The 23413-nt window shown below is 67.7% G+C and carries 21 protein-coding genes; 12 read left to right on the top strand and 9 right to left on the bottom strand.

Translation table 11 applies throughout. The features are described from left to right. Positions 1–12: 12 nt before the first annotated feature. Together L632_RS0100180 and L632_RS0100185 are read right to left on the bottom strand one after the other, a co-directional pair. Entirely contained in the window at positions 13–1710 is a 1698-nt protein-coding gene (locus tag L632_RS0100180) for a peptide ABC transporter substrate-binding protein (protein ID WP_028716137.1), read from the bottom strand. 68 nt (positions 1711–1778) lie between these two features. After that, positions 1779–3494, bottom strand: a complete 1716-nt coding sequence (locus L632_RS0100185) for a peptide ABC transporter substrate-binding protein (protein WP_028711912.1) — start codon at positions 3492–3494, stop codon at positions 1779–1781. A 232-nt stretch (positions 3495–3726) separates the two neighbouring features. Between L632_RS0100185 and L632_RS0100190 the strand changes: the two genes are divergently transcribed. Both L632_RS0100190 and L632_RS0100195 read left to right on the top strand, forming a co-directional pair. Continuing rightward, entirely contained in the window at positions 3727–5556 is a 1830-nt protein-coding gene (locus tag L632_RS0100190) for an ABC transporter ATP-binding protein (protein ID WP_028711913.1), read from the top strand. Positions 5557–5652: 96 nt separating this feature from the next. Beyond that, positions 5653–6822: a M20 aminoacylase family protein gene (locus L632_RS0100195; RefSeq protein WP_028711914.1), complete on the top strand. Its 1170-nt coding sequence runs from the start codon at positions 5653–5655 to the stop codon at positions 6820–6822. A gap of 87 nt (positions 6823–6909) precedes the next feature. Here L632_RS0100195 and lpdA read toward each other — a convergent pair whose 3' ends face one another. From lpdA to queA, 4 genes are read right to left on the bottom strand one after another with little or no spacing between them, the layout of a single operon-like run. Then, a complete protein-coding gene (gene lpdA / locus L632_RS0100200; protein WP_028716138.1) occupies positions 6910–8301 on the bottom strand; it encodes a dihydrolipoyl dehydrogenase in 1392 nt (463 codons plus the stop codon). A 45-nt stretch (positions 8302–8346) separates the two neighbouring features. Next, complete coding sequence (locus tag L632_RS0100205; protein ID WP_028711916.1) at positions 8347–8928, bottom strand: DUF924 family protein; 582 nt, start codon at positions 8926–8928, stop codon at positions 8347–8349. 56 nt (positions 8929–8984) lie between these two features. After that, positions 8985–10235, bottom strand: coding sequence for an MFS transporter (locus L632_RS0100210; protein WP_028711917.1), 1251 nt, complete (start codon positions 10233–10235; stop codon positions 8985–8987). Further along, positions 10235–11290: a tRNA preQ1(34) S-adenosylmethionine ribosyltransferase-isomerase QueA gene (queA, locus tag L632_RS0100215; RefSeq protein WP_028711918.1), complete on the bottom strand. Its 1056-nt coding sequence runs from the start codon at positions 11288–11290 to the stop codon at positions 10235–10237. The genes L632_RS0100210 and queA overlap by 1 nt, the downstream gene beginning before the upstream one ends. A 119-nt stretch (positions 11291–11409) precedes the next feature. Here queA and L632_RS23665 point away from each other — a divergent pair, with 119 nt between their 5' ends. Then, positions 11410–11700 carry a bacterioferritin-associated ferredoxin gene (locus L632_RS23665; protein ID WP_084637777.1) on the top strand — a complete coding sequence of 97 codons (291 nt, stop codon included), beginning with the start codon at positions 11410–11412 and terminating at the stop codon, positions 11698–11700. Continuing rightward, complete coding sequence (gene bfr / locus L632_RS0100220; RefSeq protein ID WP_028711919.1) at positions 11648–12133, top strand: bacterioferritin; 486 nt, start codon at positions 11648–11650, stop codon at positions 12131–12133. Before L632_RS23665 ends, bfr begins: the two co-directional genes overlap by 53 nt. A 66-nt stretch (positions 12134–12199) precedes the next feature. Here the strand turns inward: bfr and L632_RS0100225 are convergent, their stop codons facing one another. Continuing rightward, positions 12200–12874 (bottom strand): HAD-IA family hydrolase, encoded by a 675-nt coding sequence (locus tag L632_RS0100225; protein ID WP_028716139.1) that lies wholly within the window; start codon positions 12872–12874, stop codon positions 12200–12202. Between the two features lie 104 nt (positions 12875–12978). On the opposite strand from L632_RS0100225, the gene glmU reads away from it, so the two are divergent. The 3 genes from glmU to L632_RS0100240 all read left to right on the top strand — a co-directional run bounded on the left by glmU (position 12979) and on the right by L632_RS0100240 (position 16930). After that, positions 12979–14319 (top strand): bifunctional UDP-N-acetylglucosamine diphosphorylase/glucosamine-1-phosphate N-acetyltransferase GlmU, encoded by a 1341-nt coding sequence (gene glmU / locus L632_RS0100230; protein ID WP_028716140.1) that lies wholly within the window; start codon positions 12979–12981, stop codon positions 14317–14319. A 3-nt stretch (positions 14320–14322) separates the two neighbouring features. After that, complete coding sequence (glmS, locus tag L632_RS0100235) at positions 14323–16140, top strand: glutamine--fructose-6-phosphate transaminase (isomerizing) (RefSeq protein ID WP_028711922.1); 1818 nt, start codon at positions 14323–14325, stop codon at positions 16138–16140. Positions 16141–16219: 79 nt separating this feature from the next. After that, a complete protein-coding gene (locus L632_RS0100240; RefSeq protein ID WP_028711923.1) occupies positions 16220–16930 on the top strand; it encodes a DNA alkylation repair protein in 711 nt (236 codons plus the stop codon). On the opposite strand, the gene L632_RS0100245 is transcribed toward L632_RS0100240, so the two are convergent. Beyond that, positions 16918–17466 (bottom strand): hypothetical protein, encoded by a 549-nt coding sequence (locus L632_RS0100245; protein ID WP_028711924.1) that lies wholly within the window; start codon positions 17464–17466, stop codon positions 16918–16920. The genes L632_RS0100240 and L632_RS0100245 overlap by 13 nt on opposite strands. A gap of 122 nt (positions 17467–17588) precedes the next feature. On the opposite strand from L632_RS0100245, the gene moaA reads away from it, so the two are divergent. After that, positions 17589–18623, top strand: coding sequence for a GTP 3',8-cyclase MoaA (moaA, locus tag L632_RS0100250; protein WP_051416150.1), 1035 nt, complete (start codon positions 17589–17591; stop codon positions 18621–18623). Here moaA and L632_RS0100255 read toward each other — a convergent pair. Continuing rightward, positions 18620–18973 (bottom strand): GFA family protein, encoded by a 354-nt coding sequence (locus L632_RS0100255; RefSeq protein WP_028711926.1) that lies wholly within the window; start codon positions 18971–18973, stop codon positions 18620–18622. The two genes, moaA and L632_RS0100255, sit on opposite strands and share 4 nt — an antisense overlap. Before the next feature lie 145 nt (positions 18974–19118). Between L632_RS0100255 and uvrA the strand changes: the two genes are divergently transcribed. The 4 genes from uvrA (at position 19119) to L632_RS0100275 (ending at position 23413) form a co-directional block, all read left to right on the top strand. Then, positions 19119–21977: an excinuclease ABC subunit UvrA gene (uvrA, locus tag L632_RS0100260; RefSeq protein ID WP_028716141.1), complete on the top strand. Its 2859-nt coding sequence runs from the start codon at positions 19119–19121 to the stop codon at positions 21975–21977. Continuing rightward, positions 21974–22345: a DUF4260 domain-containing protein gene (locus L632_RS0100265; RefSeq protein ID WP_028711928.1), complete on the top strand. Its 372-nt coding sequence runs from the start codon at positions 21974–21976 to the stop codon at positions 22343–22345. The genes uvrA and L632_RS0100265 overlap by 4 nt, the downstream gene beginning before the upstream one ends. Before the next feature lie 178 nt (positions 22346–22523). Beyond that, positions 22524–22889, top strand: coding sequence for an NADH-quinone oxidoreductase subunit A (locus tag L632_RS0100270; protein WP_028711929.1), 366 nt, complete (start codon positions 22524–22526; stop codon positions 22887–22889). Next, complete coding sequence (locus L632_RS0100275) at positions 22889–23413, top strand: NADH-quinone oxidoreductase subunit B family protein (RefSeq protein WP_028711930.1); 525 nt, start codon at positions 22889–22891, stop codon at positions 23411–23413. Before L632_RS0100270 ends, L632_RS0100275 begins: the two co-directional genes overlap by 1 nt.

The raw sequence follows: 23413 nt of genomic DNA on the forward strand, positions 1-23413 counted from the left end.
ACGGCTTTTTCCTCACTCGACGCGGCTCCAGCCGGCGACGTTCCACAGCTGCCCCTCCCAGCCGTTCGGGGCGACGCCCCGCAGGCTGCCCGCATGGGCCGAGACCATGCCGCGATGCACCAGCGGCAGCAGGTAATTGCCCTCGGCGGTCAGCGTGTCGGTCAGGCGTTTCGCGATCTCCTGCCGCTGTTCCGGCTCGGCGCTGCGATGCAGCTCGGCGATGCCCGCGTCATAGGCCTTGTCGCAGAAGCGCACGGAATTGTTGCCCTGCCACTGGTTTTCCGCCGAGGGGATGCGCGAGCAGACGAACTTGTTCAGGAACGAGGCAGGGTCGGGGATATAGAAGGCATCGGTGAACATCTGCGCATCGGCATAGAATTTCTGCTGCGAATCGGGATTGCCCGGATCGCCGCCGAAGAAGGCCGCGCCGTCCACCGCCTTCAGCTCGGTCTCGACGCCGATCTCGGACCACCATTGCTTGACCAGCGCCTGCACGTCCTGGCGCACCGGGTTCACCGTGGTCTGGAACACGAGCGACAGCCGATGACCGTCCTTTTCACGCACGCCGTCGCCGCCCGGCAGCCAGCCGGCCTGGTCCAGCGCCGCTTTCGCGCCCTCGATGTCCTGCGCCAGGCATTCGTCGCGTCCCGAGGCATAGGCGGCCGGCACCGGCACGATGGTGCAGGTCGGCTTGCCGGCCGGGCCATAGGTCAGCTCGGCCAGCAGCGGCCGGTCGATGGCCATGGACAGCGCCCGGCGCACCGCCGGATCGCCCAGGACCGGATGCGGATGCGCGGCGGTGGACCGCTCGCCCTCGGGCAGGTCCGAGCTGGGATCGGTCTGGTTCAGCTCGATCCGCTCGACCATCGAGCCGAAGCTGGCGACCAGCCTGCCCTTGCCCTGCGCCTCCATCGCCGCCACCGACTCGGGCGGCAGCTGCAGGTTCCAGGCGAAATCGTACTCGCCCGATTCCAGCACCGCCCGCGCCGCCGCCATGGCATCGCCGCCGCCCTTGACCGTCACCCGGTCGAAGGCGGGTTTCGCGGGGTCGCGGTAATGCTGGTTGATCTCGAACACCGCCACGTCGCCGGGCCGGAAATCCGTCACCCGATAGGGGCCGGTGCCGATGGGGCCGAAATTCTGCGCCGTGCAGCTGGCGCCCGCCGCGCCCATGCAGGGCTGGAACTGCGCCTTTTGCAGCACCGGCGTGCGCCCGCCGACGAAGGCTTGCAGGGGCGCATAGCGCGGCGCGTCGAAATTCAGCCGCACCCTCTGCGCATCCAGCGCCTCGACCGAGGCGATGCCCTCGAACTCGGCCAGCACCGCGCAGCCGAAGGCCGGGTCCATGCAATATTCGGCGGTGAACTTCACGTCCTCTGCGGTGACGGGCGAGCCGTCCGACCAGACCAGCCCCGGCTTCAGCCTCCAGGTGACCGAGGTGAAATCCTCGGCGATGCCGCCATTCTCGCGGCTGGGGATCTCGGCCGCCAGCACCGGAACCAGGCTGCCGTCGTCGGCGACGATGGCCAGCGGCTCGATCACCATCGAGGCCGGGTCCACGTCCTTGGCGCCGGTCGACAGATAGGGGTTCAGCACCGTGGCGGCCTGCCAGTAAAGCACGCGCAGCTCGCCGTCGCCGCCGCGTTCGGCCAGGGCGGGCGAAGCGACGGCCAGCGCCAGCGCCGAAACGATCAGTCGGGAAATCATCATGGTCTTTCAGCCTGTTGACGGGTCAGGGGCCGGCCCCCGCGACGGGGCCGGTCTTTCGCCAGCATGGCCTATTGCTTGATGCGATGCCAGTCCGCGACGTTCCACAGCTCGCTGTCCCAGGCGTTCAGCTTGACGCCGCCCAGCGTGTTCGACACGGCCGAGGCGGTGCCGCGATAGACCAGCGGAATGACGGCATTGCTGTCCTTGGTCAGCATGTCGTTCAGCTTGCGACCCATGGCGCCGCGCTCGGCCGGATCGACGATCTGCGTCATCTCGCCGATCAGCCTGTCGAATTCCGGGTCGCAATAGCGGCTGGTGTTCTCGCCCTGCCACTGGTTTTCCGGACCGGGGATCTTGTCGCAGGTCTGGCGCGCCAGATAGGGCTCGGGGTTGTTGCCTTCGAAGTTGTTGGCGTACATCTCGATATCGGCATAGAACTTCTGGAAGGTGTCGGGCGATCCCGCGTCGCCGCCGAAGAACACCGAAGGGTCGACCGTCTTCAGCTCGGTCTCGACGCCGATCTCGGACCACCATTGCTTGATCAGTGCCTGGAAGTCCTGCCGCACCGCGTTGACCGAGGACTGGAACACGAAGCTCAGCCGCTTGCCGTCCTTTTCACGGATACCGCCTGCGCCGGGCGTCCAGCCGGACTCGTCCAGCAGCTTCTTGGCGCCCTCGATGTCCTGGGTCAGGCATTCGGTATTGTCCGAGGCCCAGGCCGCCGGCGCCGGCACCAGGTTGCAGGTCGGCTGGCCGGCCGGGCCATAGCCGAGCTCGGTCAGCAGCTCGCGGTCGATGGCCATGGACAGCGCCTTGCGGACATTGGCATCGGTCAGGATCGGGTGCGGATGCTTGGCGGTGGAGCGTTCGCCCTCGGGCAGGTCCGAGGAGGGATCGGTCAGGTTCACATGGATGCGCTCGACCAGAGAGCCGAAGGCGGCGACGTTCTGGCCCTTGCCGGCCGCCTCCATGCCGGCGATCACGTCGGGGGCCAGCTGGGTGTTCCAGGCATAGTCGAATTCGCCCGTCTCCAGCACGGAACGCGCCGCCGCCGCCGCATCGCCGCCGCCCTTGACCACCAGCCGGGCGAAGGCGGGCTTTTCGGGGTCGCGATATTCCGGGTTCGCCTCGAAGGTGATGGTGTCGTTGGTGCGGAACTCGACCACCTTGAACGGGCCGGTGCCGACGGGGTTGAAGTTCTGCTGGGTGCAGGTCGGGGCCTTCTCGCCGGTGCAGTTCTCGAACTGCGCCTTTTGCAGCACCGGCGACTGCGCCCCCACGAAGGCCGAGAACGGGTCGGGCCGCGGCGAGACGAAGGTGATCTTCACCGTCAGCTCGTCCACCGCCTCGACCTTTTCGACGCCCTCGAACTTCGCCAGCTGCGCGCAGCCGCCCGAGGGGTCCATGCAATAGGCGGCGGTGAAGGCCACGTCCTCGGCGGTGAAGGGGCTGCCGTCGGCCCATTTGATCCCCGGCTTCAGTTTCCAGGTGACGCTTTTCAGGTCCTCGGCGATGCCGCCGTTCTCGACCGAGGGCAGCTCGGCCGCCAGCCGCGGCTCGATGGTGCCCTCGGTGGTGAAGCTCGCCAGCGGCTCAAGCGCGATGGAACTGGCAATGATGTCCTTGGTGCCGGCCGAGAGGTAGGGATTCATCGTCGAGGGTGCCTGCCACATGATGACGTTCACCTGCCCGTCGGCGCCCCGCGCGGCAAAGGCGGCGGGGGTCATGGCGGCGGCAAAGGCGGTGGTTGCCGCCGCGCCCAGCATCAGGGTTTTCAGTTTCATCGCTCTCTCCTGTCGGTGGATCTGCGCGGGACCTCTGGCGCTGCCGGTTCCGGTGGTGTTTTGCCTTCTGCCGTTTCCCCGGTCTTGCTGTCCCTCGGATGCGCCGAGTTTCAGACAGGTCCCGGATGAAAAGCAAGAAACAAGTTCCCGCCCCGCTTTGCGATTGCAATGTGACGGCGGGGCATTAGCCTGAATGCCGCAACAATGGTCGGGCAATGGTCAGGGGGTGCGGATGCTGGACGGAAAGCCGCTGGTCCGGGTCGAGGGATTGCGGGTCGAATTCCAGACCCATGACGGCCCGGTTACCGGGGTCGAGTCGCTGTCCTTCGACATCCGGCCCGGCGAATGCCTTTGCGTGGTGGGCGAATCCGGCTCGGGCAAGTCGGTCAGTTCGCTGTCCTTGATGCGGCTGGTCGAGTTCGGCGGCGGCGAGATCGCCCAGGGCCGGCTGCTTTTCCAGCGCGAGCGGGGCGAAGTCGACCTGGCCAAGGCCCCGCCCGCCGCCATGCGCGACATCCGCGGCAACGAGATCGCGATGATCTTCCAGGAGCCGATGACGGCGCTGAACCCGGTTTTCACCGTGGGCGAGCAACTCTCGGAAGGGCTGATGGTGCATCGCGGCCTGTCGCGGCGCGAAGCCCGCGCCCGGGCGCTGGAGCTTCTGGCCGAGGTGCGCATCCCCGAGCCCGAGCGGCGGCTGCGGCAATACCCGCACGAGCTGTCCGGCGGCATGCGCCAGCGCGTCGTCATCGCCATGGCCATGGCCTGCCGGCCGCGCCTGTTGATCTGCGACGAGCCGACCACGGCGCTGGACGTGACCATCCAGGCCGAGATCCTGGCGCTGATCGACCGGCTGAAGCGCGAAACCGGCATGGCGGTGCTGTTCATCACCCATGACATGGCGGTGGTGGCGCAGATGGCCGACCGCGTCGTGGTCATGTTCCGCGGCAACAAGGTCGAGGAAGGCCCGGTCGAGCAGATCTTCGAGGCCCCGCGCGAGCCCTATACCCAGGCGCTGCTGGCCGCCGTGCCGCGGCTGGGCGAGATGGCCGGCCGCGACGCGCCCGAGCCGATGCGGCTGATGCGCGAAGGGCAGGCGGCCCGGCCCGAGCCGGTCGTCCCCCGCACCCCCGAGCCGCTGCTGGAGGTCAGGCATCTCTGCACCCGCTTCCCGGTCAAGGGCGGCATCCTGCGCCGCACCGTGGCCCAGGTCCATGCGGTCGAGGACGTCAGCTTCACCGTCAATGCCGGCGAGACCCTGTCGCTGGTCGGCGAATCGGGCTGCGGCAAGTCCACCACCGGCCGCTCGATCCTGCGGCTGGTCGAGCCGACATCGGGACAGGTCAGCCTGGGCGGACGCGACATCCTGGCGCTTGGCACCCGCGATCTGCGCAAGGCGCGGCGCGACATGCAGATGATCTTCCAGGATCCTTTCGCCAGCCTCGACCCGCAGATGCGGCTGCTGGACCAGATCGAGGAGCCGATGCTGAACTATGGCATCGGCAACCGCACCGAGCGCCGCGACCGCATCGCCCAGCTCTTCGACCGGGTGGAGCTGCCGCGCGGCTTCATGAAGCGTTACCCGCACGAGATGTCCGGCGGCCAGCGCCAGCGCATCGCCATCGCCCGCGCCCTGGCGCTGGACCCCAAGCTGATCGTGGCGGACGAGGCGGTCTCGGCGCTGGATGTCTCGGTCCAGGCGCAGGTGCTGAACCTGCTGATGGAACTGCAGCGCGACCTGGGCATCTCGATGCTGTTCATCAGCCATGACATGGCGGTGGTCGAGCGGGTCAGCCACCATGTCGCGGTCATGTATCTGGGCCGCATCGTCGAGATCGGCAGCCGCCGGCAGGTGTTCGAGAATCCGCAGCACAGCTATACCCGCCAGCTCATGGCCGCTGTCCCGGTCGCCGATCCGCGCCGCCGCAAGATCAGCGAGGATCTGCGCTTCCGCCCGATCCCCTCGCCGATCCAGCCCATCGGCTACGTCCCGCTGCCCTCGACCTATGCCGAGGTCGCGCCCGGCCATCTGGTGCTGACCGAGCCGGTGACGCATGGCTGAGGCGCGGGCATCGGCGTCGCCTTGCGTATTGCCGGCCTGCACGGCCTTGCGGCGCGGGGCGAAAGGCGTAACCTGCGGGCCGAAGGAGATCGTCACATGCCCGTCAAGAACCGCTTTGCCGAATTGCTGCCCGAGATCACCGCTTGGCGCCGCGACTTTCACCAGAACCCCGAGCTTGACTATCAGGTCCATCGCACCGCCGGCCGGGTGGCCGAGCTGCTGCGCAGCTTCGGCGTGGACGAGGTCACCGAGGGCGTCGGCCGCACCGGTGTGGTCGGCGTCATCAAGGGCCGCAGCGACAGCAGCGGCCGGGTGATCGGGCTGCGCGCCGATATGGATGCGCTGCCGATCAAGGAACAGACCGGTGCGGAATATGCCTCGAAGAATCCGGGGGTCATGCATGCCTGCGGCCATGACGGCCATACCGCCATGCTGCTGGGCGCGGCGAAATACCTGGCCGAGACGCGGAATTTCGACGGCACCGCCGTGGTGATCTTCCAGCCCGCCGAAGAGGGCGGGGCGGGGGGCCTGGCCATGGTGCAGGACGGGCTGGTCGATCGCTGGGGCATCCAGGAATTCTATGGCATGCACAACATGCCCGGCTATCCGGTGGGCAGCTTCGCCATCCGCGAGGGCGCGATGATGGCCGCCGCCGACCAGTTCGACATCCTGGTCACCGGCAAGGGCGGCCATGCCGCCAAGCCGCATGAGGCCATCGACACGCTTCTGGTCGCGGCGCAGATCATCGTGGCGCTGCAATCGGTGGTGTCGCGCAATGTCGATCCGCTGAAGAGCGGCGTGGTCTCGGTCTGCGTGGTCGAGACCGATTCGACCGCGCATAACGTCATCCCGCAGGTGGTGAAGCTGAAGGGCACCGCCCGCAGCCTCGCGCCCGAGGTGCGCGACCAGCTGGAAGAGGGCATCAAGCGCGTCGCGGGAAATGTCGCCGCCGCCTTCGGCGCCACGGCCGAGGTGCGCTATGACCGCGGCTATCCGGTGACGATGAACCACCCGGAAGCCACCGGATTCGCGGCCGAGGTGGCGCGCCAGGTGGCGGGCGAGGTGAACATGGAGATGGAGCCGCTGATGGCGGGCGAGGATTTCAGCTATATGCTGAATGAACGGCCCGGCGCCTATATCTTCGTCGGCAATGGCGACACGGCGATGGTGCATCACCCGGCCTATGACTTCGACGACAATGCGATTCCGGCGGGGTCGAGCTGGTATGCCGGCATGGTCGAGGCGCGGATGCCGATCCCGGCGTGACGGCCGGACCGGGGGCTGTCTGCCCCCGGACCCCCGAGAGTATTTGTGAAACGGAGAAATCAAGGGGCCGCGAGGCCCCTTTGTCGTTCAGAAATGGATCGCGCGGCCATAGGCCGAGAGCGTGGCCTCGTGCAGCATCTCGGAAAGCGTCGGGTGCGGAAAGACCGTTTCCATCAGCTCGGCCTCGGTGGTTTCCAGCGTGCGGCCGACGACATAGCCCTGGATCAGTTCGGTGACTTCCGCGCCGACCATGTGGGCCCCCAGAAGCTCGCCGGTCTTGGCGTCGAAGACGGTCTTGATCAGGCCCTCGGGCTCTCCAAGCGCGATGGCCTTGCCGTTGCCGATGAAGGGGAAGCGGCCGACCTTGACCTCGTAGCCCGCGGCCTTGGCCTTTTCCTCGGTCAGGCCGACGGAGGCGACCTGCGGGTTGCAATAGGTGCAGCCGGGGATCGAGTTCGGCTTGATCGGATGCGGGTGCCCGCCGGCGATCAGTTCGGCCACCATGACGCCTTCATGGCTGGCCTTGTGCGCCAGCCAGGGCGCGCCGGCCACGTCGCCGATGGCATAGAGCCCCTCGACCCCCGTGCGGCAATATTCGTCGGTGACGACATGGGTGCGGTCGATCTTGGCGCCCAGCTTTTCCAGGCCGAGGTTTTCGACATTGCCGACGATGCCGACGGCCGAGATCACCGTGTCAAACTCATGCGTCTCGGTCTTGCCGCCCATCTCGATATGGGCGGTGACCTTGCCCTTGGCGCGGTCGAGCTTCTTGACCGCGGCCTTTTCCAGGATCTTCATGCCCTGCTTGACGAATTGCTTCTTGGCCAGCGCCGAGATCTCGGCATCCTCGACCGGCAGCACGCGATCCATGACCTCGACCACCGTGGTGTCGGCGCCCAGCGTGTTGAAGAAGCTGGCGAATTCGATGCCGATGGCGCCCGAGCCGATGACCAGCAGCTTTTTCGGCATCCGCGGCGGCTGCAGGGCGTGCTTGTAGTTCCAGACCAGGTCGCCGTCCGGTTCCAGCCCCGGCAGCTCGCGGGCACGGGCGCCGGTGGCCAGCACGATGGCCTTGCCCGTGATCTCTTCGCTGCCCTTGTCGGTCTTGACGCTGATCTTGCCGGGGGCGGTGAGGCTGGCCTCGCCCATGATGACGGTGACCTTGTTCTTTTTCAGCAGGTGGCCGACGCCGCCGGCGAGTTGCTTGGCCACGCCGCGCGAGCGTTGCACCACGGCACCGAGGTCGTAGCCGATCTTGTCCGCCGAGAGGCCGAATTCCTTGGCGCGGTGCATGAGGTGAAAGACCTCGGCCGAGCGCAGCAGCGCCTTGGTCGGGATGCAGCCCCAGTTCAGGCAGATGCCGCCCAGATGCTCGCGCTCGATACAGGCCACCTTCAGCCCCAGCTGCGCGCCGCGGATGGCGCAGACATAGCCGCCAGGGCCGGAACCGATCACCACCATGTCGAAGCTCTGCGCCATGGATGTCCCCCTATCAAAAAAGATAGTTCAGCGTTAAACCATTTTTCAGAGGTCAGCAAGCGACAGCTTGCCGGCGACCAGCGCGCCATAGCCGCCGGCCTCCATCACGCGGGTTTCCGCCGCCGTGGGCACGCGCTTCAGCGCCGCGTTGCGCCAGGGGAAGCGGCCGAATTTGGCTATGGTGTCGCGATGCAGCTCGGCATGGCGCAGGTTCTCGCCGGGCATGAACTCGGCGAAGAGGCTGACGGCGCGGTCCTGGTCGGCCAGGTCCTCGGAATGCTCGAAGGGCAGGTAGAAGAACTGCCGGCCGGGCGGCTCGATGCGCAGGTGGAAGCCGTTCTCGACGGCCTCGCGGGCCAGGCTGCGGGCCAGGGGGTCGGTGTCGAAGGCGCGGGCATCCTCGCGGAACATGTTGCGCGGGAACTGGTCGGTCAGGATCAGCGCGGCCAGCGCGCCCTCGGGCGTCCGGGCCCAGCCGGGCGCCAGATCGGCGGCGCGCTCCCAGACCGGCAGGAAGCGTTGGCGGATGGTGTCGTCCAGCGCGTCCGAGCGGACATACCAGCCCTTCTCGCCGATCTCGTCGAGCCAGAAGCGGTTGATGCTTTCGGGTGTCACGGTGTCGGTCATGCTGCGCCCTCCGTTTTCCCGGATGGTTGCAGAGCCGGCGGCGCGCCGCAACCCCGTCAGGCGGGTTTGTCGGCGTCGTCCGAGCTGGCGGTTTCCAGCGCCGCCTCGACCGCGACGGGGGTGGCCGAGGGGGCGATGACCGCGAAGCTCTGCTGATCCGCCACCGGGGCCGCCGGACGGCGGGTGCGGCGCCAGCCGGCATAGAAGGCCAGCATCGCCAGCAGCAGGCCGATATAGACCCAGAACCCGTCCGGGCCCAGCAGCGACATCAGCCAGCCGGTGATCAGCGGCCCGGCCATGGCGCCGATGCCGTTGATGAACAGCAGCCCGGCCGAGGCGGCGGCCATGTCGCTGTTGTCCAGGAAATCGTTGGTATAGGCCAGGAGCAGCGAATAGACCGGATTGGCCACGCCGCCGATCAGCGCCGCGGCCAGCAGCAGGCCCCAGATGCCCGGCTGCAGCGTCACCGTGGCCAGGCTGACCGCCGCGCCCAGAACCGACAGGCCCAGCACGATGAAGCGCCGGTCGCCATGGTCCGAAAGCCAGCCGATCGGGTACTGCAGCAACAGCCCCCCGGCATAGATCGCGGCGACGAAGGCCGAGATCTCGCGCACCGAAAGGCCCTTGGTCGAGCCCCAGACCGAGGCCATGCCGAACAGCGCCGAGAACACCCCGCCCATCAGGAAGATGCCGATGCAGCCCAGCGGCGAGACGCGGAACAGGCTGCCGAAGCTCATGCGCTTCAGGGTCGAGAATTGCGGCGCGGGCTGCGTCGAAAGCAGGATCGGCAGGAAGGAGACGCTGACCAGGACCGAGGGGATCACGAACAGCAGATAGCCCGCCGGATCGGCCGTGTTCATCAGGAACTGCGCCGAGATGATGCCCAGCATCTGCATGATCATATAGGCCGACATGGCCTGGCCGCGGTTCTCGTTGGTGGTGCCGGCGTTCAGCCAGCTTTCCGCGGTGATGTAGACGCCCGAGAAGCAGAAGCCGATCAGCAGCCGCATCAGCGACCACGAGATCCAGTGCGGCGCCGCTGCGTAAAGGATCAGCACCGAGGAAATCAGCGAGCCGAGCGCGGCAAAGACCCGCACATGGCCGACCTTGCGGATCAGTTCCGGCACCACGCGCGAGCCCAGCAGGAAGCCGCCGAAATAGGCCGACATGACCACCGACATCTGGGTGGTCGAAATGCCCTCGATCTTGCCGCGGATGCCCAGAAGCGTGCCCTGCATGCCGTTCCCGACCATCAAGAGCAGGATGCCCAGAAGCAATGGCCAGGTGGTGCGCAGCACGGTCAGCATCACGGGTCCTTCGGAATCAGCAGGGAGGCGTCGCCATAGCTGAAGAAGCGATAGCCCGATTCCACCGCATGGCGATAGATGCCGCGGATGCGGTCCGGCCCCATCAGGGCGCTGACCAGCATCAGCAGGGTCGATTTCGGCAGGTGGAAATTGGTCATCAGCGCATCCGTCACGCGGAAGCGATAGCCGGGATAGATGAAGATTTCCGTAACGCCCTGGAAGGGCTGCACGGTGCCGTCCTCGGCGGCCGCCGATTCGATCAGGCGCAGCGCCGTGGTGCCGACCGGGATCACCCGCCCGCCTTCTGCGCGGGTGGCGTTGATCGCCGCGGCGGCCTCGGGCGTGACCTCGCCCCATTCGCCGTGCATCTTGTGGGTGGTCACGTCCTCGACCTTGACCGGCAGGAAGGTGCCGGCGCCGACATGCAGGGTGACATGGGCGAAGCGCACGCCGCGGGCGGCCAGCCGCTCCAGGAGGTCGCGGTCGAAATGCAGGCTGGCGGTCGGCGCGGCCACGGCGCCCGAGCGCCGCGCCCAGACGGTCTGGTAATCCTCGCGATCGGCCTCGTCGGGCGCCCGCAGCGCGGCGATATAGGGCGGCAGCGGCATGGCGCCGACCTGCGCCAGCGCGGCATCGAACGCCTCGCCCGTGGCGTCGAAGCGCAGGGTCAGCTCGCCCCCGGCGATCCCGGCCACCTCGGCGGACAGCGCCGCGCCGAAGCGGATCACCTCGCCCGGCTTCAGCTTGCGCAGCGGTTTCGCCAGCGCCTTCCAGCCATTGGCGACGGGTTCCAGCAGCGTGACCTCGACCTTCGCCACCGCCTCGCCCTGCGGGGTCTGGCGGGCGCGGGTGCCGTTCAGCCGCGCCGGGATGACCTTGGTGTCGTTCAGCACCAGCAGGTCGCCCGGTCCCAGCAGGTCGACAAGGTCGCGCACGTGCAGGTCGCGAATCGAATCGCCCTGCGCCAGCAGCAGCCGCGCCGAGGAACGCGGCCGTGCCGGGCGGGTCGCGATCAGCGTCTCGGGCAGGTGAAAATCGAAATCGTCCAGCTTCATGGGCTTAGGTTCTGTCCGCGCCGTCCGGAAGCGTCAAGGCGGGCTTCATCACAAAGTGAAAAACTCAGGCTTTACTTATCCGAGGAAATGGGTAAGTTTTGCCCAACCGAGGTGAGTAAATGATCGTCTGCCACTGCACCCAGATTTCGGACCACGACATCAAGGCCGCCATTGACTGGATGCGTGCCGCGGACCCCGAAACGATCATCACCCCCGGCAAGATCTACCACGCACTCGGCAAGCGCGCCGATTGCGGGAGCTGTATGCCTTTGTTTCTGGACACCATGCGCGGATGCGATAATCTGGCCGTGCCCCCCATCCTTCGGGGGCTGAAAGCCAACCGCACAGGGGTAAGCCATGAAGGGCGACGCAAAGGTCATCGAGTATCTCAACGCAGCGCTACGGTCTGAACTCACCGCGGTCAGCCAGTATTGGCTGCACTACCGGCTGCAAGAGGACTGGGGTTACGGCAAGGTCGCCGACAAGTCGCGCGCCGAATCCATCGAGGAAATGCATCACGCGGATCGGCTGATCCAGCGAATCATTTTCCTGGAAGGCCATCCCAACCTGCAAAAGCTGGACCCGCTGCGGATCGGCCAGAACCTCAAGGAAACGCTGGAATCCGACCTGGCGGCCGAATACGATGCCCGCACCCTTTACATCGAAGCGCGGGAATATTGCGACAAGGTCGGGGATTACGTCAGCAAGAACCTGTTCGACGCGCTGCTGACCGATGAAGAGGGGCATATCGACTTCCTCGAAACCCAGCTGGGCCTTTACGAAGAGATCGGGGCGCAGAACTACGGCCAGCTCAACGCCAAATCCGCCGACGAGGCCGAATAGGGGCCGTCCCGTCCCGGGGCAATTCCGCGCATCAGGGGGCCCGTCGCGGCCCCCTTTCACTTTGGCTCAGGCCAGCCAGTCGGCGGCCAGCCGCGGCAGGTCGTCGAAATGCGCCAGCATCGCCTCGGGCGCCAGCCTGCGCAGCGCCTCGCCCTCGGGGCCGAAGGCGACCAGCGCGACCTTGACGCCGGCGGCGGCGGCGGTCCTGCGGTCGGTCTCGGTATCGCCGACCAGGAAGGATTGCGCCACCTTGCCGCCCGCCGTTTCGACCGCGGCCTGATAGGGGCGGGGATCGGGCTTGCGCACCGGCAGCGTGTCGGCGCCGATCATGGCCGCGAACCGGTCGCGGATGCCCAGTTCGCGCAGCAGCGTCTCGGCCAGCGCGGCGGGCTTGTTGGTGCAGACCGCCAGCCGGTGGCCGGCCTCGGCCAGCCGGTCCAGCGCCGCCTCGGCCCCGGGATAGAGCCGGGTGTGGATGGCGATCGCCTCGCCGTAATGGCCCAGCAGGCGCGGATAATCCTCGTCCTCGGCGCCGGGCGGCAGGATGGTGTCGCCGGGCAGCCGCGCATAGCCCGCGCGCAGCATGGCGCGGCCGCCGTGAAAGGCGATCAGCGCGTCCTCGAGGGGATCCAGCAATGCGCCCAGGCCGCGGGCATGGAAGCAGGCATTGGCCGCCGCGATCAGGTCGCCGGATGTATCGGCCAGCGTGCCGTCCAGATCGAAGACCACCGTTCCCGCCATGCTGTAACCTTCCGTCAAGATGTTTGATCCGCCGGGGCCTTTCCCGACCGCCGCCCTCTAGGTAGAACGCCCGGCAAGGATAAGGAACAGGCAAGAGGGCAGAGATGACCGAGAAACCCGTCGCGCTGATCGTGCTGGCCGCTGGACAGGGCAGCCGCATGCAGTCGGACCTGCCCAAGGTGCTGCACCGGCTGGGCGGCGTGCCGCTGGTCGGGCACGCGCTGGCCACCGGCCGCCTGCTGGAACCCGAAGAGGTGATCGTGGTCGCCGGCCATGGCGCCGAGGCGGTGGCCAAGGCGGTGGCGAAGCTGGACCCCGAGGCACGCATCGCCCTGCAGGAAGAGCAGCTCGGCACCGCCCATGCCGTGCGCCAGGCCATGCCGCTGCTGGAAGGGTTCGAGGGCCGGGTGATCGTGCTTTACGGCGACACCCCCTTCATCGGCGAGGAAACCCTGGCCAATCTTGCCAGCCATGCCGCCGACGTGGTGGTGCTGGGCTTCGAGGCCGCCAATCCCGGCCGCTACGGCCGGCTGGTCACCGGCCCCGAGGGGCTGGAGCGCATCGTCGAATACAAGGACGCCGACGAGGCGACGCGCGCCATCCGCCTGGTCAATTCCGGCGTGCTGGCGGCGGATGCGGCGCTGTTGCGCGAATTCCTGCCCCGGATCGGCAACCGCAACGCGGCGGGCGAATACTACCTGACCGACATTCCCGAACTGGCCCGCGCCGCCGGCCACCGGGTCGAGGTGGTGACCTGCGACGAATCCGAGACGCTGGGCATCAACACCCGCGCCGAACTGGCGCAGGCCGAGGCCGCCTTCCAGGCCCGCGCCCGCGCCCGGGCGCTGGAGGACGGCGTGACGCTGAGCGATCCGGCGACGGTCTGGTTCGCGCTCGACACCTGCATCGGCCGCGACGCGGTGATCGGGCAGAACGTAGTCTTCGGCCCCGGCGTGACCGTCGAAAGCGGCGCCGAGATCCTGCCCTTCTGCCATCTGGAAGGCTGCCATGTCAGCGCCGGCGCCACGGTCGGCCCCTTCGCCCGGCTGCGGCCCGGGGCGGAGCTGGGCGGCGACGTGCATGTCGGCAATTTCGTCGAGATCAAGAACGCCGTGCTGGACGAGGGCGTCAAGGTCGGCCACCTGACCTATCTCGGCGACGCCCATGTCGGCGAGGCGACGAATATCGGCGCCGGCACCATCACCTGCAATTACGACGGCGTCGGCAAGCACCGGACCGAGATCGGCGCCCATGCCTTCATCGGCTCGGACACCATGCTGGTGGCGCCGGTGCGGGTGGGGGCGCGGGCGATGACCGGCTCGGGCTCGGTCATCACCCAGGACGTGCCGGACGACGCGCTGGCGCTGGGACGCGCGCGCCAGATCACCAAGCCCGGCCTCGCCACGCGGCTGATGCAGGCCCTGCGCCAGAAGAAGGGGAACTGACCCATGTGCGGCATCATCGGCATTCTCGGCGATCACGAAGTTTCGCCCCAGCTGGTCGAGGCGCTGAAGCGGCTGGAATATCGCGGCTATGACAGCGCCGGCGTGGCGACGGTGGATGCCGAGGGACGGCTGGACCGTCGCCGGGCGGTGGGCAAGCTGGTGAACCTGTCCGACCGGCTGGTGCATGAGCCGCTGACCGGCCATGCCGGCATCGGCCATACCCGCTGGGCCACCCATGGCGCGGCGACCGAAGCCAATGCCCATCCGCATCGCCGCGGTCCCGTCGCGGTGGTCCATAACGGCATCATCGAGAATTTCCGCGAGCTGCGCGACGAGGTGGTGGCGCTGGGGCTGCAGCCGGAATCGCAGACCGATACCGAGACGGTGGCGCTGCTGACCGCCTGGCACATGGGCCAGGGCCTGTCGCCGGTCGAGGCGGCGCGGGCGACTTTGGCGCGCCTGCATGGCGCCTTCGCGCTGGCCTTCCTGTTCGAGGGCGAGCCCGACCTGATGATCGCCGCCCGCAAGGGCAGCCCGCTGGCCGTGGGCCATGGTGAGGGCGAGATGTTCATCGGCTCGGATGCCGTGGCGCTGGCGCCCTTCACCGACCGGATCACCTATCTGGAAGACGGCGACCATGCGATTATCCGCCGTTCGGGCGCCGAGATCTTCGACGCCGAGGGCCGCCCCGCCAATCGCGAGATCCAGCAGATCGACGTCGGCGCGACCCAGATCGACAAGGGCGGCTACCGGCATTTCATGGCCAAGGAGATCGCCGAGCAGCCGGTGGTGTTGGGCGATGCGCTGAACCACTACATCAAGGGCGACCGGATCGTCCTGCCCGAGGCGCTGGATTTCCGCGACGTGGACCGTCTGACCCTGGTCGGCTGCGGCACCGCCTTCTATGCGGCGCATGTCGCGCGCTATTGGTTCGAATCGCTCGCGGGCCTGCCCTGCGACCTGGATGTGGCGTCCGAGTTCCGCTATCGCGAGCCGCCGCTTTCGCCGCAAAGCTGGGCGATCTTCGTCAGCCAGTCGGGCGAGACGGCGGACACGCTGGCGGCGCTGCATTATGCCCGGGACAAGGTGGCGCGGACGGTGGGGGTGGTGAATGTCGGCACCTCGGCCATCGCACGCGACGCCGACATCGCCCTGCCGACGCTGGCGGGGATCGAGGTCGGGGTGGCCTCATCGAAGGCTTTCACCTGCCAGCTGGCGGTGCTGGCGGTGCTGGCGCTGAAGGCGGCGCGGGATCGCGGCCGGCTGACGGAGGCCGAGCTGGCGGCGCATCTGGCGGATCTGCGCGCGCTGCCGGGCCTGCTGAACCAGGCGCTGGCGGTCAGCGACGAATGCCGCCGCCTGGCCGGCTGGCTTTCCGAGGCGCAGGACGTGCTGTATCTGGGCCGCGGGCCGCTTTACCCGGTGGCGCTGGAAGGCGCGCTGAAGCTCAAGGAGCTGAGCTATATCCATGCCGAGGGCTACGCCTCGGGAGAGTTGAAGCACGGGCCCATCGCGCTGATCGACCGCAATGTGCCGGTGGTGGTGCTGGCGCCGCGCGACGGGCTGTTCGAAAAGACCGTCTCGAACATGCAGGAGGTCATGGCGCGGCACGGCCAGGTGTTGCTGATCTCGGATGCCGACGGGCTGGCGACTGGCGGCCAGGGCGTCCGGGCCGGGCTGGCGATGCCTGCGGGCGGCGGGCTGTTCCAGCCGATCCTTTACGCGGTGCCGATGCAATATCTGGCCTATCACACCGCGGTGGCCAAGGGCACCGACGTGGACCAGCCGCGCAACCTGGCGAAATCGGTGACGGTGGAGTAGGGGGCTCTGCCCCCGCCCTCGCAGGCCCCTCGACGGGGCCGGCGAGGGCTCCCCCGGGAGTATTTGGAAAACAGAGAAGATGCGGGAACTGGACGAGCTGAAGGCGCGCGGCGATGCCGGCAAGGCGGCCGGGATGGCGGCCTATCACAAGGCGCCGCGGGTCTATCTGGGCGTCGCCGTGCCCGAGATCGACGCGCTGGCCCGCGGCTGGCGCGAGGGCAGAGATGTGCCGGCGCGGGTCGATCTGGCGCGGCGGCTCTGGGACAGCGACGTGCATGAGGCGCGGATCGCGGCGGCGAAGCTACTGACCCAGGCGCGCATCCGGCCGGACGAAGCGGTCTGGCGGCTGATCGCCGGCTGGGTGCCGCAATTCGATGGCTGGGCGATCGCCGATCACGCCATGAAGGCGGGCGAGCGGCGGTTGCTGGCCGAGCCGGCGCGGCTCGACGAGGTCGCGCTGTGGCTGGATCATCCCAGCCTGTGGGTGCGGCGCGCGGCCCTGGTCGGGACCTTGCCCTGGACGCGCATCCGCAACCCCAAGCCGCAGGATCTGGAACGGCGCGAGCGGGTGCTGTCCTGGCTCGCGCGTCTGGCCGAGGACCGGGAATGGTTCATCCAGAAGGCCATTGGCTGGTGGCTGCGCGATCTCTCCAAGCATGATCCGCAACGCGTCCGCGACTGGCTGGCGGCGGATGGGGCGCGGCTGAAGCCCTTTGCCCGGCGCGAGGCAGGGCGGTGGCTGCCCGAGAATCGCAAGGGCTTGCCGGGCGGCGGCGCTCAGCTGCCATAGACCTCGATGGTGGGCAGGTCGGTCAGGCTGACGCCGATCAGCTGCAGCGCCGGCAGCGAGACCTGGCTGCCGCCGCTGGCCGGGCCGCCCATCGGGATCAGCCGCACCTTGGCGGATTTGCCGTTCGCCGGGTTCACGATCCGACCCTCCGATTCGGACTTCGCCAGCGGCGTCTTGATCCAGAAGCCCGGCTGCGACGGATCGCCGAGCGAAGCGATGGTGGTGCCGAGCCGGCGTTCCCCCGTGGTCGGTGCGGCGGCCGCCGCGGCCCTTTGTTCGCGCGTCGTGGTGTCGAATTCCGCCGCGGTGCGGGCGGCGGGCGCGGGGGGCGAGGCGGTGCTGAGCGTCTTGCCCGGCGTGCGCGGCGCCGTGCCGGTCAGGACCGGGCCCGGGATCACCGGCTGGCCGGTCGCGGGGTCGATCATGCTGTCCATCACCCGGCCGGCGGGCGCATCCCCCGTCTGCGGGTTCTGGGTGCAGGCGGCCAGAGCCAGCAGCGTCAGCGCGCCCAGAAGGCGCAGGATCGGCTTGGTCATGGGCGGTTCCCCTCGTCTTGCCTGTGCGGTCGGGTCGAGGCTAGACCCGCCGGCGCCCCTCTGTCCACCCGAGCTTCCATTCGTGGTTACGACAGTATTAACGGATCGGCCGGCTTGTGCCGATGCGGGCCCCGTCCTATCTTTGCGGCATGGACGCGCAGGCCCCGCTGATAGACCCCTTTGCCAGGCCGATCACCTATCTTCGGGTATCGGTGACGGACCGCTGCGATTTCCGCTGCACCTATTGCATGGCCGAGCACATGCAGTTCCTGCCCAAACGCGACCTGCTGACGCTGGAGGAACTGGACCGGCTGTGTTCCGCCTTTGTCTGCCTGGGCGTGCGCAAGCTGCGCGTGACCGGCGGCGAGCCCCTGGTGCGGCGCAACATCATGGAATTCTTTCGCGCCATGTCGCGGCACCTGGGCGCCGGCCTGGACGAATTGACGCTGACCACCAACGGCAGCCAACTGGCGCGATTCGCGGCTGAGCTGGCCGATTGCGGCGTGCGGCGGGTCAATGTCTCGCTGGACACGCTGGACGAGGAGCGTTTCGCCCGGATCACCCGCTGGGGCCGATTGCCGCAGGTCCTGCAGGGCATCGAGGCCGCGAAAGCCGCCGGCATGCGGGTCAAGATCAACACCGTGGCGCTGAAGGGCTTCAACGAGGACGAGCTGTTCCGCCTGGCCGACTGGTGTGCCGCCAATGACCACGACCTGACCTTCATCGAGGTCATGCCCATGGGCGAGATGGGCGAGGAGCAGCGGCTTGACCAGTATTGGGCGCTGTCCGACCTGCGCGACCGGCTGGCGGAACGCTTCACCCTGACCCTGCTGGCCGAACGGACCGGCGGGCCGGCGCGCTATGTCCGGCTTGAGGAAACCGGGCAGAAGATCGGCTTCATCACCCCGCTGACGCATAATTTCTGCGAAAGCTGCAACCGCGTCCGCGTCACCTGCACGGGCGAGCTGTTCATGTGCCTGGGCCAGGAGGACCGCGCCGACCTGCGCGCGCCCCTGCGCGCCAGCCAAAGCGACGCGCCGTTGCGCGATGCCATCCGCGAGGCCATCGCCCGCAAGCCGAAGGGCCACGATTTCGACTATTCCCGCCGGCATGTCGCCGGCCAGGTCAGCCGCTTCATGAGCCATACCGGCGGCTAGGAGCTGGCCCCGTCCACCGCCTGGCTGGCCAGCGCGCGCGGATCGACCCCTTCCAGGCAATTCACGTTCACCGCCACCATCTCGGCCCCGTCCGGTCCGGTGCCGAAGGCATAGGATTCCACGCCGCAGGTCGGGCAGAAGCGGTGGTGGATCTGCTTGCGGTTGAACAGGTATTCCGTCACCGGCCCGTCGCTGGTCAGGTGGAAATCCGCCCGCGGCACGAAGGCCAGCACAAAGCCCAACCGCTGGCAGCGCGAGCAGTTGCAGGTAAAGGTCTGGTCCAGATCGGCATCGACCTCATAGGCGACGCTGCCGCATTGGCAGCTGCCCTTGTAATGCTGTCGGCTCATCGGCGCCTCCTTTCGCGACTCACCTGCATGGTGGGGCAGGGGACCCGGCGCCGCAAGCAGAAATGTTCCCGAGTTGTTCCGTTCCGGGTTGCCATTTCGGCGCGGATGCCTATCTCATGCGCTTGGCGGAATCAGGACTGGCGCGATGGAACAGAAGTTCATCGAGGTTCGCGGCGCGCGCGAGCACAATCTGAAGAACGTGGACATGGACATCCCGCGCGACCAGCTGGTGGTGATCACCGGCCTGTCGGGCTCGGGCAAGTCCAGCCTCGCCTTCGACACCATCTATGCCGAGGGGCAGAGGCGCTATGTCGAAAGCCTGTCGGCCTATGCCCGGCAGTTCCTCGACATGATGGGCAAGCCGGATGTCGACCATATCAGCGGCCTGTCGCCGGCGATTTCCATCGAGCAGAAGACGACCTCGAAGAACCCGCGCTCGACCGTCGGCACGGTGACCGAGATCTACGACTACCTGCGGCTGCTGTTCGCCCGCGCCGGCACGCCCTATTCGCCGGCCACCGGCCTGCCCATCGAGGCGCAGCAGGTGCAGGACATGGTGGACCGGGTGATGGAGCTGCCCGAGGGCACGCGCGCCTATCTGCTGGCGCCCATCGTCCGCGACCGCAAGGGCGAATATAAAAGGGAATTCCTTGAGCTGCGGAAGCAGGGCTTCCAGCGCGTCAAGGTGAACGGCCAGTTCCACGAGCTGGACGAGCCGCCGACCCTCGACAAGAAATTCCGCCACAATATCGACGTCGTCGTGGATCGCATCGTCGTGCGCGAGGGCATGGAGACGCGGCTGGCCGACAGCTTCCGCACCGCGCTGGACCTGGCCGACGGCATCGCGGTGCTGGAAACCGCGCCCTCCGAAGGTGAAGCCGAGCGCATCACCTTCTCCGAGAATTTCGCCTGCCCGGTCAGCGGCTTCACCATCCCCGAGATCGAGCCGCGGCTGTTTTCCTTTAACGCGCCCTTCGGGGCCTGTCCGGTCTGCGACGGGCTGGGGGTCGAGCTGTTCTTCGACGAGCGGCTGGTGGTGCCCGATTCGGCGTTGTCGGTGGCGCAGGGTGCGATCGCGCCTTGGGCCAAGTCGAAATCGGCCTATCTGACCCGGACTGTCAACGCTCTGGCCAAGTTCTACGGCTTCGACAAGAAGACGCCATGGAAGGACCTGCCGGAATCGGTGCGCCAGATGTTCCTGCGCGGCTCGGGCCAGGACGAGATCCCGTTCCGCTTCGACGATGCCGGCCGGGTCTACGAGGTCACCCGCCAGTTCGAGGGCGTGATCCCGAACATGGAGCGGCGGCTGCGCGAAAGCGACTCGGCCTGGGTGCGCGAGGAGTTCGAGAAATACCAGAACAACCGGCCCTGCGGCGCCTGCGAGGGCTACCGGCTGAAGCCCGAGGCGCTGGCGGTCAGGATCGCGGGCGCGCATATCGGCAATGTCACCGAACTGTCGATCCGCGAGGCGCTGGCCTGGGTCGAGGCGGCGCCGAAGCACCTGACCAAGCAGAAGAACGAGATCGCCGCCGCCATTCTCAAGGAGATTCGCGAGCGGCTGGGCTTCCTGGTGAACGTGGGTCTCGACTACCTGACCCTGTCCCGCGCGGCGGGCACGCTGTCGGGCGGCGAAAGCCAGCGCATCCGCCTGGCCAGCCAGATCGGCTCGGGGCTGACCGGGGTGCTTTACGTGCTGGACGAGCCCTCGATCGGTCTGCATCAGCGCGACAACGACCGGCTGCTCTCGACGCTGAAGGGGCTGCGCGACCAGGGCAATTCGGTGCTGGTGGTCGAGCATGACGAGGACGCGATCCGCCATGCCGATTACGTCTTCGACATGGGGCCGGGCGCGGGCGTGCATGGCGGCCAGGTGGTTGCCCGCGGCACCCCGGCCGAGATCGCCGCCGATCCCTGCAGCCTGACCGGCCAGTATCTGTCCGGCGCGCGCGAAATCGCCGTGCCGGCCGAGCGCCGCAAGGGCAATGGCAAGGCGGTGAAGGTGGTCGGCGCCACCGGCAACAACCTCAAGAACGTCACCGCCGAATTCCCGCTGGGCAAGTTCGTCTGCGTCACCGGCGTCTCGGGCGGCGGCAAGTCGACGCTCACCATCGAGACCCTGTTCAAGACGGCGAGCCTGCGGCTTAATGGCGCACGCCAGACCCCCGCGCCCTGCGAGACGATCAAGGGGCTGGAGCTGCTGGACAAGGTGATCGACATCGACCAGAGGCCCATCGGCCGCACGCCGCGCAGCAACCCGGCGACCTATACCGGCGCCTTCACCCCGATCCGCGACTGGTTCGCCGGCCTGCCCGAGGCGAAGGCGCGCGGCTACAAGCCGGGCCGCTTCAGCTTCAACGTCAAGGGCGGCCGCTGCGAGGCCTGCCAGGGCGACGGCGTCATCAAGATCGAGATGCATTTCCTGCCCGACGTCTATGTCACCTGCGAGACCTGCAAGGGCAAACGCTACAACCGCGAGACGCTTGAGGTGACCTTCAAGGGCAAGTCCATCGCCGACGTGCTGGACATGACGGTCGAGGACGCGCAGGAATTCTTCAAGGCCGTGCCCTCGATCCGCGAAAAGATGGACGCGCTGGTCGAGGTGGGGCTGGGCTATATCAAGGTCGGCCAGCAGGCCACCACGCTCTCGGGCGGCGAGGCGCAGCGGGTAAAGCTGTCCAAGGAACTGTCGCGCCGCGCCACCGGCAAGACGCTGTATATCCTGGACGAACCGACCACGGGCCTGCATTTCGAGGATGTGCGCAAGCTGCTGGAAGTGCTGCATTCCCTGGTCGACCAAGGCAATACGGTGGTGGTGATCGAGCATAACCTCGACGTCATCAAGACCGCCGACTGGATCATCGACATCGGCCCCGAGGGCGGGGACGGCGGCGGCCGCATCGTCGCCACCGGCACGCCCGAGGACGTGGCCAAGGTCGAAGCAAGCCATACCGGCCGCTATCTGGCGCCCATGCTTGGCGCCGCGCGCAGCCGGGCGGCGGAATGAGCCCGGTGCTGTGGCAGCGGGCCGAGGGCGCGGGACTGGCGCTTGGCGGGCTCGCCGTCGCGGCGCTGGCTTCTCCGGGCTGGGGGGTGCTGGCCTGGCTGGCGATCCTGCTGGCGCCGGATCTGACGATGGCCGGCTATCTGGCCGGCCCGCGCACCGGCGCGGCGCTTTACAACCTGGGCCATCTCTATGCGCTGCCCTTCCTGCTGATGGTGCTGGGCGTGGCGCTGGGATCGACCGGGCTGATCGCCGGCGGCGGGCTCTGGCTGGCGCATGTCGGCTTCGACCGGATGCTGGGATACGGGCTGAAATCGCCCTCGGGCTTTCACGACACGCATCTGGGTCGAATCGGCCGGGAAGCCGAGTAAAATACCTTGAAAATCCCGTGCCGTGACCTGCGGTTTTCTCGCGTCGCAGCGGTTGCAAAGCCGGTCTGACGCGGGGTGGCACCGTTGACCATATCCGCGACCGGGGATAAACGGACCTTAGCCAAACCCATCGCGGGGCGCCAGTCGGGTTCCTGCGAGCGAAAGGGAGCCCAACCCAGTGGAATATCTGCTGCAAGAATACCTGCCGATCCTGGTTTTTCTGGGAATGGCCTCGGCGCTTGCCATCGTGCTGATTCTGGCGGCCGCGGTGATCGCCGTGCGCAACCCGGACCCGGAAAAGGTCAGCGCCTATGAATGCGGCTTCAACGCCTTCGACGATGCGCGGATGAAGTTCGACGTCCGCTTCTATCTGGTGTCGATCCTGTTCATTATCTTCGACCTGGAAGTGGCCTTCCTGTTTCCCTGGGCGGTGAGCTTCGGTAGCCTGTCGGACGTGGCTTTCTGGGGTATGATGGTGTTCCTGGCGGTCCTGACCGTGGGCTTTGCCTATGAATGGAAGAAAGGGGCGCTGGAATGGGCGTGATGACCGGCCTGAACACCGCGGGCGCCGACCGTGAATTCGCCACGGCCGAGCTGAACCGCGAATTGCAGGACAAGGGCTTCCTGCTGACCACGACCGAGGACATCATCAACTGGGCGCGCAACGGCTCGCTGCACTGGATGACCTTCGGCCTGGCCTGCTGCGCGGTCGAGATGATGCAGACCTCGATGCCGCGCTACGACCTGGAACGCTTCGGCACCGCGCCGCGCGCCAGCCCGCGCCAGTCGGACCTGATGATCGTCGCGGGCACGCTGACCAACAAGATGGCGCCGGCGCTGCGCAAGGTCTATGACCAGATGCCCGAGCCGCGCTACGTCATCAGCATGGGCAGCTGCGCCAATGGCGGCGGCTATTACCACTATTCCTATTCGGTGGTGCGCGGCTGCGACCGTATCGTGCCGGTGGACATCTATGTCCCGGGCTGCCCGCCCACCGCCGAGGCGCTGCTTTACGGCATCCTGCAACTTCAGCGCCGCATCCGGCGCACCGGCACGCTGGTGAGGTGA

Source organism: Paracoccus sp. J39, assembly GCF_000518925.1.
Classification (GTDB): Bacteria; Pseudomonadota; Alphaproteobacteria; order Rhodobacterales; family Rhodobacteraceae; genus Paracoccus.